This window comes from Mucilaginibacter lappiensis, from assembly GCF_050433765.1.
In the GTDB taxonomy this organism is placed as follows: Bacteria; Bacteroidota; Bacteroidia; order Sphingobacteriales; family Sphingobacteriaceae; genus Mucilaginibacter; species Mucilaginibacter lappiensis_A.
Genome location: NZ_JBNPWP010000013.1, coordinates 43175 through 58055 on the forward strand (window position 1 = coordinate 43175; position 14881 = coordinate 58055).

At 40.3% G+C, this 14881-nt stretch carries 13 protein-coding genes; 7 read left to right on the forward strand and 6 right to left on the reverse strand.

What is annotated here, in order from left to right; genetic code table 11:
- Window positions 1-11: 11 nt before the first annotated feature.
- Window positions 12-1040, forward strand: a complete 1029-nt coding sequence (locus tag M2273_RS27785; RefSeq protein WP_429401125.1) for a GntR family transcriptional regulator — start codon at window positions 12-14, stop codon at window positions 1038-1040.
- A gap of 93 nt (window positions 1041-1133) precedes the next feature.
- Here the strand turns inward: M2273_RS27785 and M2273_RS27790 are convergent, their stop codons facing one another.
- The 4 genes from M2273_RS27790 to M2273_RS27805 all read right to left on the reverse strand — a co-directional run bounded on the left by M2273_RS27790 (window position 1134) and on the right by M2273_RS27805 (window position 5636).
- The gene (locus M2273_RS27790; protein ID WP_429401127.1) at window positions 1134-2501 is read right to left on the reverse strand and encodes a 3-keto-disaccharide hydrolase; all 1368 of its coding nucleotides are present in this window, start codon (window positions 2499-2501) and stop codon (window positions 1134-1136) included.
- A 170-nt stretch (window positions 2502-2671) separates the two neighbouring features.
- On the reverse strand, window positions 2672-4000 hold the full coding sequence (locus M2273_RS27795; RefSeq protein WP_429401129.1) for a Gfo/Idh/MocA family protein: 1329 nt from the start codon (window positions 3998-4000) through the stop codon (window positions 2672-2674).
- 129 nt (window positions 4001-4129) lie between these two features.
- Entirely contained in the window at window positions 4130-4495 is a 366-nt protein-coding gene (locus tag M2273_RS27800; RefSeq protein ID WP_429401131.1) for an MmcQ/YjbR family DNA-binding protein, read from the reverse strand.
- A gap of 109 nt (window positions 4496-4604) precedes the next feature.
- Window positions 4605-5636 (reverse strand): aldo/keto reductase, encoded by a 1032-nt coding sequence (locus M2273_RS27805; protein WP_429401133.1) that lies wholly within the window; start codon window positions 5634-5636, stop codon window positions 4605-4607.
- Window positions 5637-5819: 183 nt separating this feature from the next.
- On the opposite strand from M2273_RS27805, the gene M2273_RS27810 reads away from it, so the two are divergent.
- The 4 genes from M2273_RS27810 (at window position 5820) to M2273_RS27825 (ending at window position 8692) form a co-directional block, all read left to right on the forward strand.
- Window positions 5820-6047 (forward strand): hypothetical protein, encoded by a 228-nt coding sequence (locus tag M2273_RS27810; RefSeq protein ID WP_429401135.1) that lies wholly within the window; start codon window positions 5820-5822, stop codon window positions 6045-6047.
- Window positions 6048-6160: 113 nt separating this feature from the next.
- On the forward strand, window positions 6161-6385 hold the full coding sequence (locus M2273_RS27815) for a CDGSH iron-sulfur domain-containing protein (RefSeq protein ID WP_429401137.1): 225 nt from the start codon (window positions 6161-6163) through the stop codon (window positions 6383-6385).
- A gap of 110 nt (window positions 6386-6495) precedes the next feature.
- Complete coding sequence (locus M2273_RS27820; RefSeq protein WP_429401139.1) at window positions 6496-7305, forward strand: tRNA pseudouridine synthase A; 810 nt, start codon at window positions 6496-6498, stop codon at window positions 7303-7305.
- An 82-nt stretch (window positions 7306-7387) separates the two neighbouring features.
- A complete protein-coding gene (locus M2273_RS27825; RefSeq protein WP_429401141.1) occupies window positions 7388-8692 on the forward strand; it encodes a DEAD/DEAH box helicase in 1305 nt (434 codons plus the stop codon).
- Here the strand turns inward: M2273_RS27825 and M2273_RS27830 are convergent, their stop codons facing one another.
- On the reverse strand, window positions 8693-8911 hold the full coding sequence (locus M2273_RS27830; protein ID WP_429401143.1) for a VF530 family DNA-binding protein: 219 nt from the start codon (window positions 8909-8911) through the stop codon (window positions 8693-8695).
- A 238-nt stretch (window positions 8912-9149) separates the two neighbouring features.
- Between M2273_RS27830 and M2273_RS27835 the strand changes: the two genes are divergently transcribed.
- The gene (locus M2273_RS27835) at window positions 9150-13442 is read left to right on the forward strand and encodes a two-component regulator propeller domain-containing protein (protein WP_429401145.1); all 4293 of its coding nucleotides are present in this window, start codon (window positions 9150-9152) and stop codon (window positions 13440-13442) included.
- 273 nt (window positions 13443-13715) lie between these two features.
- Window positions 13716-14018, forward strand: a complete 303-nt coding sequence (locus M2273_RS27840; RefSeq protein WP_429401146.1) for a hypothetical protein — start codon at window positions 13716-13718, stop codon at window positions 14016-14018.
- A 108-nt stretch (window positions 14019-14126) separates the two neighbouring features.
- Here the strand turns inward: M2273_RS27840 and M2273_RS27845 are convergent, their stop codons facing one another.
- Window positions 14127-14780: a YceH family protein gene (locus M2273_RS27845; protein WP_429401148.1), complete on the reverse strand. Its 654-nt coding sequence runs from the start codon at window positions 14778-14780 to the stop codon at window positions 14127-14129.
- Window positions 14781-14881 lie beyond the last annotated feature (101 nt).

The window sequence follows — 14881 nt, forward strand, 5'->3', positions numbered from 1 at the left end:
AATTATAAAGTGTGAAGAATTATCTTAAAATATTATCGATCGACGAGTATTCCATCACCCCTAAATACCTTCAATTATCCAATGCCATTATCAGAGCCATTGAAAGCGGTGATATTATCAAGGATGATATGCTCCCATCCATCAATGATCTGAGCTTTGCACTTGACACCTCGCGCAATACTATTGAGCGTGTTTATAAAGAATTAAAGGATAAGGGGATAGTGAGCTCGGTACCAGGCAAAGGTTTTTTTATTTCGAACACCGATTTTCAGAAGCCGCTCAAAATATTCCTGCTTTTCAACAAATTAAGCGCACACAAGAAGATAATTTATGACGCTTTTGTAGCCACCATAGGCGAACAGGCCACTATCGATTTTTATATTTATAACAACGATTTTTACTTTTTTAAAAAGATAATAGCCGAAAGCTCACAAAGCGATTATGCCAAATACATCATCATCCCCCATTTTTTGGATAATGAGAACAAAGCGCATGAGATCATCAATACTATCCCCAAGGATAAATTGATCTTGCTGGATAACCTGGTGCCGGGGGTGAGCGGTAAGTTCGCCGCCATTTATGAAAACTTCGCGTTCGATGTGTATGAAGCACTAAAAAAGCTGCTGGATAAACTGAGTAAATACAATACCATTAAGCTGGTATTCCCGGGCAAAACCTATCACTCCAAAGAAATTTTGAAAGGCTTCCTGAATTTTTGCCGGCAATATGCTTTTGAATATGCTGTAGTTGATTCTTTAGCTACAGAGGTGATCCAGCCTCAAACGGTTTATATCAGCCTGATGGAGGATGACCTTGTTGAATTGATTAAAAAGATCATCGCATCTGACCTGAAGGTGGCCAAAGATGTAGGTGTGATCTCCTATAACGAAACCGCGCTTAAAGAGATCATATTAGACGGCATTACCACCATATCAACCGATTTTAAGTTGATGGGCAGTAAAGCCGCCGAATTTGCTTTAAGTAACTGCTATGAGCACTTTGCAGTGCCGTTTCATGTTACGCTGAGGAGTTCGTTGTAAGCCCCTCTAAATCTCCCCCTAAAGGGGGTGACTTGAAAAACAATATTTAATTTTTAAAGTCCTCCCCTTTAGGGGAGGATTGGGTGGGGCTTCTTACTTCAAATTCTTAACCTTTATATTCCTGAAAAATGCTTCATTGCCATGATCCTGCAATAACAGGTGGCCTTGAGGTGCTTCACCAAAGTTTTTCCAAACCTTGTATTTACTGATGGCTACCAGGTCGCGGTAGGCTTTTGAGCCTCTGTCATATTCCAGCACTTTAACGCCGTTCAGGTAATGCTCTACGTGGTTATTAGGATAAACCACTACTCTGCCTGTATTCCAGGAACCTATTGGGTGAACAAAGCGCTCCTGCTTGTTTGCCTTAATTAAATCATAAAGCGAAGCCAGTGTACGGTCGCCGTCGCGGCCGAGTTTGGCGTCAGGGTGCAGCTTATCATCAAGCACCTGGTACTCCAGGCCAATGGCCGAACCATCTGTAATTTCTTTCAGGGTTACAAAGTATTTCACCCCGCTATTTGCGCCGGGTGTAAGCTTAAACTCGAACGAAAGATCAAAAGCACTGTAATTGTCGTTGGTAACAATATCACCGCCGCCAGACTCTTCCTTACCAACCGAAGGTAATACATGCATAGTGCCCTGCGCATACTCCCATCCTTTGGTTGGGAATGCTTTAAGCGTTGCACCGCGCCAGCCTGTATTGGTTTTACCATCATATAATAATTTCCATCCGGCAGCCTTTTCAGCCGGTGTAAGGCTATTGGGACGCAGGTTTACCACGTACACATCCTTTGGAAAAGGTTTAGGTTTTAAATTAGTAGTTTGCAGGTTAAAATTCTTAAAATATACTTTTTTGCCAGCCTGTTCTTCCTTGCTTACTGCATGTACCTGCAAGGCTATAAAACCTTTTTGATCAATGGTATCAACTACATCAGCAGCCGGGATGCCATTAACCCAGGTTTTCATTTCGTTACCAATACACTCAATCCTGATATGGTTAAATACGCCCACTTTAAAAGCATCCTTTGCTTTGGCATTCAAATCCAGGGGATAAAGCCAGTCGCGCCTGCCTTCGTCATAAATACCTCCGGTCCAGTTACGAACTGACGGGTCAATTTCAAATTGCCTGCCATAAACCTTGCCGTTCCCTTCATGACCGGCGGGGTCATAATGGCTGCGGGTTTGTACCCCTGAGTTACTCAGGTTACTTTCAATTTTGGCATCAAGCTCCAGTATAAAGTCACCATACTCTTTTTCGGTAACTAAAAACGAATTGCCTGAGTTTAAAACAGTAGTACCTACAATTTGTCCATCTTCTACCTTATAATCGGCAGTACCGGCAAGACGCTTCCATCCTTTAAGGGTTTTACCATCAAATATGGTATTCTGTGCATAGGTTTTAACAGGTAATAAAGCAGCCGCAGCAAACAGGACTATGGCAGGGTAGATGATCTTCTTCATGTGTGATTTAAAATGTTGGTTTTATATTGTTTAAAAATGGTTTTAAAATAAAAATGTGTTTTGTAAGGTACGAAGCAATCCCGATATGCAGGTTGTTCATGCAAGGTTTATAACTTGTCTTAAAGAGATCGCTTGGTTCCTCGTAATAACGTGTGGGACAATAATTATTGCTATACATTTACCTCCCAACCCTTTTCATATTCCCTGCTCCATAATTTAGTGGCTTCGGGATCATTCAAAATATGTCCGTTTGAAGGATCTATATGCAGTACCCTATCTACCCTGTAGGATATATTGCCCAATTGTGGTAGTAAGGTTGATCTAAACCCGATCTCGATGGGGCAATTCAAAGCTGCATCCCCCCTTATTGCATCAATAAAGTTTTTAAAGTGTAACCCATCAAGTGATTCAGTGGGGCTTACTTTATTGGTGGCATCAACTTTAGTACCGTCTTTAACATCTTTTACCGGTTTGTTGTCGCCATCATAAACCTGGTAACCGTTACCACCGTCATAAAATAAGGTTCCTTTATCGCCATAAAATATTACTCCCCTGCCTAATTTTTCAATCTCGAAACCGTTGCAACTACGGTTCTCCCACTCGGCGGCTGTATTATTCGGGAAATTATACAGGATATTTTGTGTATCGGGTGTTTGCCAGTCGTCATTAAAATGAAAACGGCCTCCCGTTGAAACCACTTTACTTGGAAAATCAACACCCAGACCCCAGCGTATCACATCAAGTTCATGCGTTCCGTTGTTCAGGGCTTCGCCGGTTCCCCAGTTCCAGAACCAGTGCCAGTTGTAATGTATCAGGTTATCCTGGTACGGCTTTCTTGGCGCAGGTCCTTGCCATAGCTCATAGTTTAAATTTTCGGGTACGGGTATTTGCTTTCCGCGACCAATGCTTTGCCGGTGATTAGTGTACCAGCCCTTGGCATAGTAAGCCCGGCCAATAACACCATCATGCAATTCCTTTACCATCTTTTGCACATTAGAGAACGACCGCCGCTGACTGCCCATTTGCACCAACCGGTTATATTTTTTTGATGCGGCAACAGCCATTTCACCCTCATGGGGGTTATGACTACATGGTTTTTCAACATATACATGCTTACCAGCCTGGCAGGCCATAATGGTAGCGGGCGCGTGCCAATGGTCTGGTGCCGCTATAACAACCGCGTCAATATCCTTTATCTCCAACATTTTGCGGATATCGGTGATACCCTTTGGTTTTTTACCTGTTATTTTAAATATCTCGTTGATGGTTTTTTCAACCACTTTGGAGTCTACATCACATATATATCCAATTTCTACATTAGGGATTTTGGCATAACTCTGGGCAAGATATAATCCACGGCTGTTGGTTCCCATCATACCCAATACTACCTTATTGCCGGGTGATCCCTTAAAAAATCCGGCTTTTGATATTTCCGGTGTCAGCAGGAAACAAGTACCCGCTAATGAAGTTGTCTGAATGAACTTTCTACGGCTAATCATATCTAAATCGGTTAATTGGTCTATATCCCGCCATATCTGTGAGCAGATATGGCAAATTAGTTAAGTTTTATAAAGCATTAAAGAAAAACTGGTGATTTTTTTATAAAGCAATTGTAATTTAACTGTTACTTAAATTTTACGGGGCAATTTGAGCGCCTCATACTCACTGATGAGCCTTTTAGTAGCCCGGTTATGCCAGGCAGTGATCAGGAGATTTTTCAGATCATCAGGCGATACGGTTTCGAGGCGCACCAGCATATATTTATAGTTTAAATAATGTTCGGTAACAAAAAACGTAACTGGATCGGCAGCCATCCATTCATCACGTTCAAGGGTATGTACTGCCCGGAGCTCCTCTTTTAGCTTAACATTGGTGAATATCTTTTTGTTCACATAAAAAGCAGGATCGTCAAAGCACATTTTTTCGGTTACACCGGGCAAAGGCAACAAGGTGTGGCGCATAAACTGCATAAAAACTTGCATATCAGTAGCCATGGTGTAAGAATTTAAAATATCAGAACCGGAATTTAAGAATTACAAATGTAACGACGAATTCGCAACATCTGTTTTAAAAAATCCTACAAATTCCGGTTCATACAAATTCTTAATAAAAATTCGGCAGCGGATTAAGCTTGATATTTTGACGCTGGTGCCAGTATGGATATATGGGGTCAACCTCGCTTGCAGCATCCAGCTTTTTAACCTGGTCTGTTGTTAAATTCCAGCCAATGGCAGCCAGGTTTTGCTTTAACTGCTCCTCATTACGGGCACCTATTACCAGGTTGGCAACGGTTGGCCTTTGTAATAACCAGTTTAATGAAACCTGCGCAATAGATTTGCCGGTTTCTTCGGCTACTTCATCCAATGCATCAACAATGTTGTATAGATGATCAAAATTGGTAGCCGGGCCGTGGCTGCCGCCCTGTACTGTTCTTGAATTTTCGGGAATCGGTTCACCCCTTCTGAATTTGCCACTTAACTGGCCCGATGCTAAAGGACTCCAAACTATGGTGCTTACCTTTTGATCAATTCCCAAAGGCATCAGCTCCCATTCAAACTCACGGTTCAGTAATGAATAATAAGCCTGCTGTGCTACGTACCTGCTCCAGCCATAACGTTCTGATACGGATAATGATTTCATTAAGTGCCAGCCCGAAAAGTTGGAGCAGGCGATATAACGGATCTTTCCGCTGGTAACCAGGTCATCCAATGCGCGTAGGGTTTCCTCAACCGGTGTAGTACCGTCAAAGCCATGCATGTGGTAAACGTCAATATGATCGGTATTTAAGCGGCGAAGACTGGCCTCGCATTGTTCAATCAGGTGGAAACGTGATGATCCATAATCATTAGCGCCATCGCCCATGGTAAAGGTGGCTTTTGACGAAATAAGTACCTGGTTGCGTAAACCTTCCAGCGCTTTGCCTAATATCTCTTCAGATAACCCCCGGGAATAAACATTGGCCGTGTCGAAAAAATTAACCCCGGCATCTAAACATAAATTGATAAGCTTTTTGGCCTCGTCTACCTGTGTATTTCCCCAGGCTTTAAAGAATTCGTTGCCGCCGCCAAAAGTGGCCGTTCCAAAACTTAATACTGGTACTTTTAATCCAGATGCTCCTAATTGTCTGTATTCCATTTGTGGTATTTTTGATGTAAAAACTGACATGTGCCCTTGGTGGTTCATGCTTAACAAAGCTAAAACTTATGTGTTTTAGCTTTACGTTTTGCACATCATACATTTGTCATTTATGTGCGCTTAGGGTATTGTACTAAATCATTTCGATCATGTAAAGTGATATTAATTATTAATTTTGAGGCAATGATAGCAGACCCGTTACGTGTATCCCTTTTTGAGATGAGGCTGGAAGAAATTCACCGGCGTGACCCTTTGCTACGGTATGAGATCACCATTCGTGATTTTATCGCGTTATTCCCATTGAGATATAAAAATGGCGCCCCTGTAAAACCCGAACAGCCCACCTCTTTCGGACTCGACAGGCATGTATTTTTACAGGTGCTTGTTGCCTTTAGTCAATCTTTTAATTGAGTATTTAAGCTTGATAAAAGGTTAAGATACCAGCTAATCAGGAACAGGTCTAAATTGCAAATAGCTCCTTTAAAGGTGTTGGCGTTGGTTAACTTTGCGCAAAAATTTATCAAATGGAGAAAACTAAACTTACTATCAATAACAATGGCTCTGTAAAAATTGAAGGCGACTTTGAAATTGTAGATATGCAGGGCAATCAATACGGTTTACAAGGCAGAACAGTTGTTTCAATTTGCCGTTGTGGCATGTCGGCCAATAAACCATTTTGCGATGGTTCGCACAAAGGACATTTTGAGCATAACGCTATTGCTTTTGACCTGCCCCCTAAAAAGGTTTAATTATTAGCATATAACCAGCTTATATATAAAAGCCCCTTGCTAATATGCAGGGGGCTTTTGCATTATACCCGTTTTACCGGATTTTTTATGGAATTTTGAGCCATATATTTATGCGTTATTTTTTCCATATAGGTTATCATGGTACACGGTACAGCGGCTGGCAAAAACACGCCGGAGTTATAAGCGTTCAGGAAGTTTTAGAAACCGCCCTTAGCCAACTCTTAAAAAAAACCATTACCGTTGTTGGCTGCGGCCGTACCGATGCCCATGTACACGCCAGTCAGTTCTTTTTTCATATAGATGTGGAACGCGAATGGGATTTCGACCTGTTTTTCAGGCTCAATAAAATACTGCCCGATGATATTGCTGTGTTTGATATCATCCCCATGCAGGGCCTGCCCCATGCCCGGTTTGATGCCGTGCAGCGTGCTTATGATTACTTTATACATACCTATAAAGACCCGTTTTTGAGTGGTTTCAGTTCGCTTTATCCTGAAACGAATTTGGATGTTGCGGCCATGAAAAAGGCTGTAGCGGTGTTGCCGTTATATAATGATTATCGCGCGTTCTGTAAAATGCCCAACAGGATTGATCATACCATTTGCTACGTAACATCGGCTGGTTTATTTGTTGATAAAAGTGGCGACAGGCTCAGGTTCCATATATCGGCCAACCGGTTTTTAAGCAGGATGATCAGGATAATAATTGGCAGACTGCTGGATATTGGCCGCGGGGTAATGAGTGTTGATGAATTTGAGCATCATTTGGCCAGTAAACAAACACCCAGGATCATTATACCGGCCCATCCGCAGGGATTATACCTTACAAAAGTTACCTACCCTTACCTTGACCTGGCACCACGAACTACCTTTTCTGGCACGCTTCAAAGTGATAATGATACAACCTGGCAGGCGCTATAAACAGCTATATATTTAATCTTTATGAATATGAGCGCTGAAATTGGTAAATTCGCCCTCTTAAATAATTTAATATAAAGTCCTGATGGTGTGGTTAGAAAAATTGAAGCTGAATAAGCAACTGGTTAGATCGGTAAATGAAGCTGGTTTTACAACCCCCAAAGAACTGCAGCTAAAAACCCTTACAAGAATAGTTGGCGGCCAGGATATTATAGCCATAGGCCATGAAGGCAGTGGCAAAACAACCTCCTATGTTTTAGGAGTTTTAAATCGCTTTAACTATGCTCCCGAAGGCGTTCCGCGTGTATTGATCCTGGTACCCGAAAAGGAACAGGTAATGGCTGTACTTGAGCAGTTTGAGCTCCTGAATAAAAACAAATCTATCTCGATAGTTGGCTTATACGTAGCTCCGGGTATTGAAGCCCAGATGGATGCGCTTGCAGATGGCGCCGATATTGTAGTAGCCACTCCTGACAGGGCCAGGGCAATTTACCTGAAACTTGGTCTTAACCTTAATAAGGTTGATATGTTTGTGGTTGATGATGCCGATATGATGATAAAAAAGGGACTGCAACTACCTGTTGTTGAACTCGCTAACAGTATAGGCAAATGCCAGCATCTTGTATTTACCGAAGTAATGCATAGCCGGTTAGAAAAAATGTTGGCCCCTTTTATGAATCAACCCGCTATTGTTGAGGTTGAAGCATTGGAAGGAACACCCATACAAACACATCCGCAATTATTATACAACGTTCCTAACTTCGGCACCAAGCTAAATCTGCTTAATTTATTCATGTATGACGATGAGCTGTTTACCAAAACTGTTGTTTTTGTAAATACCCGTGTTACAGCCGATAAATTATACAAGAGCCTGCACAGCCGCCTGCGCGATGCCGTAGCATTTTTAAATCCCCAGTTTTTTGACACCAACGGTTTTAAAAATGTGGAAGATTTTAAAGCAGCAGACCATTCAAGGGTTTTAATAGTAGCCAATGAAAATAACGAAACCATTGATTTAAGTGGCATCCCCTTCCTCATCCATTTTGACCTGCCCCTGGAAAAAGAAACTTTTATTGAGCGTATTGCAAATAATCAGCCCGATAATGACGATGAAACATTGGCCATCACCTTTGCTACCGATCTTGAACTAAGCCAGGTTAAAAAGATTGAACAGGTTAGCGGTAAAAAAATACCTCTGGCTGCCCTGCCCGATGAACTTGTTATTGAAAAAGAGATAAAAACCAAAAAAGAGGAAGAAAAACCTGCCAAACCAAATCCCGATGCTCCTATTGTGGGCGCGGCTTTCCATGAGAAAAAGGCGGCCAACTCAAAAACTTACAATTACAGTTCGGGCCAAAAAGCCAAGATGAACAACAAACGCAAACACTAATTACCTGGTACAGTGATCTATATACAGGTCCTCCACCTTTTTGCGGGCCCAGGGTGTTTTACGTAAAAATTTAAGGCTTGATGATACGGTTGGGTTATCATTAAAACAATTAATGCGGATGCGTGCGCCAAGTTCGCCCCAGCCGAAGCGTTCTACAAGCTCGTTCAAAATCATCTCTAATGTTTTACCATGAAGCGGGTCCTTACTTTGCTGTTGCATACGCAAAAGTAAGACTTGTTTAATACATAATCACCCAAAAACAAGGTATAATACATTTTGCTTTTCACGACATATTTTACACTAAGTTAAGTTCCTTTAACTTAGGCATAACTAAACTTGTCATTAATCCGTTTAAATACCATACATAAGTATATGGTATGTTCAAAGTAATTTGCTAAATTAGATACCACTTCATATACATTATTGCTACAAACAACCATGTAATTTATTTGATATAATGACTGGCTTTAAGTTTTTTCTTATTTTACTTTTTCAAGCTATATCATTATATGTATTTTCACAAGATCAACCTATTCATTTTCAGCGAATTGGCAGCAGGGCAAACTTATCTGAGCTGAACGTAAATACCATTTTTCAGGACAGCAGGGGCTTTATATGGGTAGGTACCAGAGATGGTTTAAATCGTTTTGATGGTAATAAATTTAAGGTTTTCAGAAACGATATTTCTGATAGCACAAGCATAGGTAATAATTATATCAACCATATTACCGAAGATAAAAATGGCGACCTGTGGATAGCTACCCTTGGTGGTGGATTAAACAGGTACGACCGCAAAAAAAATCGTTTTTACCGTTATCTGCATAAGGATAAAGCAATAAACACCCCTGCGAGTAACTATATTATAAAGCTTGCTTTTGATAAAGCTGGAAATTTGTGGATAGGCAATCAAAAAGACGGGCTTGATGAATACCTGATAGGGCAAAACAAATTTGTACACTATAAATATAATAGTGGTAACCCACAAAGCCTGAGCGATAATAACATAAGAACTGTTTATGTTGACAGCCATAACAATTTATGGGTTGGCACTACACATGGTGGTTTAAACCAGTTCAATTCCAAAACTCAAACTTTTAAAAGCTTTAAACATGATAAAAATGTAGAGGGATCAATAGCCGGAAATACAATAAGCAGCATTTTTGAGGATAGCAATCACCATTTGTGGATAGGCGTTACGGAAGGTGGCATAAATTTATATAATAGTAATACCGGCACTTTTAAGCATTTTAAGAACGACCCAAAAAACATCAATTCGCTTTCAAACAACAGTATACAATGCATCGTAGAGGACAGCTATCAAAATTTATGGGTTGGTACAGAAAACGGCGGCTTAAGCATATTTAATTACAGAACTGGAAAATTTAATAACCATTACCAGGACGATGTTGATAACAGTAGTATACCAAGTAACTCTGTTGATGTTATATTAAAGGATAATGTAGGTAATATGTGGATTGGTGCATTTGCATCGGGCGTTAGTTTGTATAAAAAAATAAAGGAAAACTTTATTCATTATAAACATACTTCTCAACCCAATAGCCTGTCCAATAATTTTGTATTAAGCATTTATCAGGATAAAAAAGAAAATATATGGATAGGTACTGACGGTGGCGGTTTAAATCTTTTTGACCCCGAAAAAGGCGGTTTTACTGTATATAAACATAACAGCAATGATAAAAGCAGTATTGCTGGCAATTATATTTTAGCGATAAAAGAAGACGACAAAGATAATTTATGGATAGGTACCTGGGGCAATGGCTTAAGTGTTATGGATACCAAAACCCGCAAATTTAAATCGTACGTACATAACCCCGATGATACTGCGAGCTTAAGTGGCAATAATATATATGCCATAACCACCACACCAGATCATAAGGTATGGATTGGTACACTTGGCCAGGGCCTTGAACTATATAACCCCAAAACCAATAAGTTTATCCATTACAGGCATAATGATAATGACGCCAAAAGCCTGAGCAGTGATAATATCAATTCATTGCTAACAGATTCGAAGGGTAACCTTTGGGTGGGTACTAATGATGGGGGGCTTAATCTTTTTGACGCTAAAACCAATACTTTCACCAGCTATAAATATGACATATCAAAAAACAGCATCAGTAATAATACAGCGCTCGATTTGCTTGAAGATCATGCAGGTAATATATGGATATGTACTTTTGATGGCTTAAACCGTTTTGACCCTAAAACGGGCAGATTTAATAGTTTTAAAATAAAAGATGGTTTACCCAACAACTATACATATGCCGTTAAAGAGGATAACAAGGGAAACTTATGGATAAGCACCAACAATGGCATATCAAAATATAACCCTTCAACAAAAACTTTTAAAAACTTCACCGTTGACGATGGTTTACAGGCAGATGAGTTTAAACCGCACGCTGCTTTAAAAAGCAATGATGGCACCTTATACTTTGGAGGTGTTAATGGCTTTAATGTGTTTGATCCAAATAAAATAACCGAAACTATTTATAATCCGCCGCTTATTTTAATCGACTTTCAAATTTTCAACAAAACTGTACCGGTTGCTAAAAGCAGCAACGATCCGTCACCCTTGAAACAGGATGTCACAATAACCAAAACTATCACCTTAACAAATAAGGAATCGGTAATTTCGTTTGAATTTGTTTCGTTAGATTATGCTTTAACAAACAGAACTGTTTATGCTTACCAATTAGTAGGTTTTGATAAAAACTGGAACGTTGTAGGTCGCAAAAACACGGCAACCTATACCAATTTAGCACCCGGCTACTACATATTTAAGGTAAAAAGTCAAAGCAGCAATGGTAAGTGGTCAACCCGTCAGTTAAGTTTGGAGCTAACTATTTTACCTCCGTTTTGGCTAACCTGGTGGTTTATTACCCTTACCATCTTATTTATATGTGGTGTTATTTATGTTTTATATCGTTTAAAGGTAAATACCATCATTAAACAAAAAGCTTTATTAAAGCAGCAGGTATCAGAACGTACAGCGGAAGTTTTACAACAATCAGAAGAGTTAAAAAAACAAGCCGCGGATCTGCAGGACTTAAATTCTGAACTACAGGCACAATCAGAAGAGTTACAGGCATTGAACGAAGAACTGTTGGCGCAATCGGAAGAATTAGAATTGCAGCGTTTACAGGAAGAACGGGCCCGCGAAGAAGCCGACAAAGCTAACCAGGCCAAGAGTATATTCCTGGCCACTATGAGCCATGAAATAAGGACGCCAATGAACGGTGTGATAGGTATGGCCTCGCTCTTAGGAGAAACTGACCTGAACAGCGAACAACGTGAATATACTGATACCATTATATCCTGTGGCGATAGCCTGGTGAACGTAATTAATGACATCCTTGATTTTTCAAAAATAGAATCCGGAAAAATGGATATAGAGCAGGAAGATTTTGACCTGCGCCATTGTATTGAAGAGGTGATGGACCTTTTTGCGCAAAAAGCCGCCCAGCAAGATCTTGAACTGGTGTATCAAATAGATCCGGCATTGCCCCAGCAAATTATTGGCGATAGCTTGCGCCTTAAACAGGTAATAACAAATTTAACCGGCAATGCCCTAAAATTCACCCAAAAAGGTGAAGTATTTATAAAAGTATTTCTTTCTAAGAGCTTCGGTAATGGCGAAATTGAAATAGGCTTTAGCGTAATGGATACCGGCATAGGTATTCCTGAAGAAAAGGTCCCTGACCTGTTCAGTGCATTTACGCAGGTTGATTCATCTACAACACGTAAATATGGCGGCACTGGTTTAGGCCTGGTGATTAGTCAGCGTCTGGTAAAGTTAATGGGGGGCGAAATTTGGGTGGAAAGTGTTTTTAACGAAGGATCTGTTTTTGTTTTTACCATCAGGGCGGCTATCAGCAAAAAGCAATCAAAAAATACACCTATAATATTTAATCCAACCGATCTGGAAGGCAAAAAGATACTGGTTGTTGATGACAATCAGACAAACCGGTTTATCTTAAAAACCCAGCTTGAACTATGGGGTTTGTTAACCGTAACCGCTTCATCGGCTGTGGAAGCACTTGAATTATTATCGGCCGATTCTGGGTTAAATTTGGTCATAACTGATATGGAAATGCCCGATATGGATGGTGTTGAACTTGCCAGAGCCATTAAAAGCAATTATAAAGGCTTACCCGTTATTATGCTAAGCTCCATTGGCGATGGTTCTAAGAAAAAATATCCGGGATTGTTCTCGGCTATATTAACCAAGCCTGTTAAACAAAGTCAGTTAGGCAAAAGTATACAGGTTGAATTGCAACACATCAAACCAGAACCCTTGCCCGAAAATAAATCACAAAAACTACTTGATGAAAGCTTCGCGTCCCAATTTCCACTACGCATTTTAGTTGCGGAGGATAACCAGATCAATCAAAAATTGATTGACAGAATGCTCACCAAACTGGGCTATGATTTTGAAATGGTATATAACGGCAACGAAGCGCTGGATAAATTGAATTTAAAACCCTTTGATGTAGTATTTATGGATGTTCAAATGCCCGAAATGGATGGTTTTGAAGCCACCAAGTATATCCGTAAATATGTTTTTAAACAGCCATACATCATAGCCATGACAGCCAACGCCGGGCCTGATGACCGCGATCATTGCATTAAAGAAGGCATGAATGATTACATCGCCAAACCTATGAAAACAGATACTTTGATAGCAATGTTGAAAAGGGCCTTTGAGGAGATAAGGGAAAGGGCGATTTAAATAACTTTCTATAACCCTTCCATCCTACAAACGGCGAAGCCTTCTTGAGCAGCATTGAAAAATAAATAACAAGTGAAAAATCCTGATTGAGACAAATTCGTGTGCATTTATTTTGAAAAATTAAAATAAAACAAATGCTTACAGCGTTCCCATTATAACCGTATCTTCCTATCTAAAACCTTTTTTGTTATCTTAATAGTTCTTTCTTCTTGTTACTACTATCATATTACTTTGAATTTTAATAATTCAGTTAAATATTAAATAGAATTAATCATGGAAAGAGTAATCGTTCAATTCAACATTCCTGGCATGACAGCCAAAATGTATGACCAGGTGTGGGCAGAACTGCAAAGAGCAGGTCAATCAAACCCAATGGGACTTCACCACCATGTAGGTGCACAACAAGGCAATAATTGGCTGGTGGTTGATGTTTGGGAATCGGAAGAAGCATTTAACAAATTTAGCGAAACCTTAATGCCAATTTTGAGGAAAGCTGGTGTTGCTGTTGACCAGTCTAAGCCCATGATAACGCAGTTGTATAATGAATATGAAGGTGCGGTAGTAACTCATTATTAAATGGCTTCACCATTCTGAATGCCGGGCTGCTTCTCATCAACATCTAAAGAAATTAGAACTCTTTAGATGTTGATGTCAGTCCGCAGTGAGCGTAATTCATATACAACCCTACCCCATCAATTCCTTCATCAGCTTATCAAACGCTTCCTTCATTTCGGCGAGGTCCTGCTCCAGTTTGGCTACACGGGCTTCTAAGCCGCTGCCTGATCTGCTGCTGGTTTCCTCGGTATAGTCATCATCAGCTATGTCAGGAGTACCACCTAATAAATGAGCATATCTTACTTCCTTTTGCCCGGGGCGCTTTGGTAATTGAACCACATACGGCATAGCGGGGTCAGCCAGTTTCTCGAGCATTTCCTGCACTTCTTCTATCGATTCAAATTCATACAACCTGCCCGAGTTGGTGTTCAGCTCTCCTGGAGTTTGCGGCCCTCTTAATATCAGCAGGCAAATTAAAGCTACCTCGGCTGGTATCACCGGGAAAACAATGGCAAAATTGTGTTTGTATTTTATGTTACGGATAGATCCACCGGTTGCGGTCGAGATCAGTCCTCTTCTTTTTAATGTGTTTAATGCTTCGGTAACGGTGCCCTCGTCATAGTTCACCACTGGCTTGCGCGACGTTTTTTGATTGCATGCAGCCGTTAAACCGTTGAGTGTCATTGGATAATAATCAGGCGTGGTTTTACTCTTTTCCATTAAGGAACCAAGTACACGCAGTTCAGTGGCATCAAGTTCGGGTAAAGTTTGCGGTGAATCCATGGCTAAATATAAGCAGCTTTTTATAGCCCCAAAATATTAGCGATTATTTTTAAACACTTCATATTAATGAATGGTAAAATTTGGCTTAAATCCGTTACTTT

Coding starts and splice junctions, on each gene's coding strand:
- M2273_RS27835 (WP_429401145.1), top strand. CDS start 9,150: ATGACTGGCTTTAAGTTTTTTCTTATTTTACTTTTTCAAGCTATATCA.
- M2273_RS27815 (WP_429401137.1), top strand. CDS start 6,161: ATGGAGAAAACTAAACTTACTATCAATAACAATGGCTCTGTAAAAATT.
- M2273_RS27820 (WP_429401139.1), top strand. CDS start 6,496: ATGCGTTATTTTTTCCATATAGGTTATCATGGTACACGGTACAGCGGC.
- M2273_RS27825 (WP_429401141.1), top strand. CDS start 7,388: ATGGTGTGGTTAGAAAAATTGAAGCTGAATAAGCAACTGGTTAGATCG.
- M2273_RS27805 (WP_429401133.1), bottom strand. CDS start 5,636: ATGGAATACAGACAATTAGGAGCATCTGGATTAAAAGTACCAGTATTA.
- M2273_RS27790 (WP_429401127.1), bottom strand. CDS start 2,501: ATGAAGAAGATCATCTACCCTGCCATAGTCCTGTTTGCTGCGGCTGCT.
- M2273_RS27795 (WP_429401129.1), bottom strand. CDS start 4,000: ATGATTAGCCGTAGAAAGTTCATTCAGACAACTTCATTAGCGGGTACT.
- M2273_RS27800 (WP_429401131.1), bottom strand. CDS start 4,495: ATGGCTACTGATATGCAAGTTTTTATGCAGTTTATGCGCCACACCTTG.
- M2273_RS27840 (WP_429401146.1), top strand. CDS start 13,716: ATGGAAAGAGTAATCGTTCAATTCAACATTCCTGGCATGACAGCCAAA.
- M2273_RS27810 (WP_429401135.1), top strand. CDS start 5,820: ATGATAGCAGACCCGTTACGTGTATCCCTTTTTGAGATGAGGCTGGAA.
- M2273_RS27830 (WP_429401143.1), bottom strand. CDS start 8,911: ATGCAACAGCAAAGTAAGGACCCGCTTCATGGTAAAACATTAGAGATG.
- M2273_RS27845 (WP_429401148.1), bottom strand. CDS start 14,780: ATGGATTCACCGCAAACTTTACCCGAACTTGATGCCACTGAACTGCGT.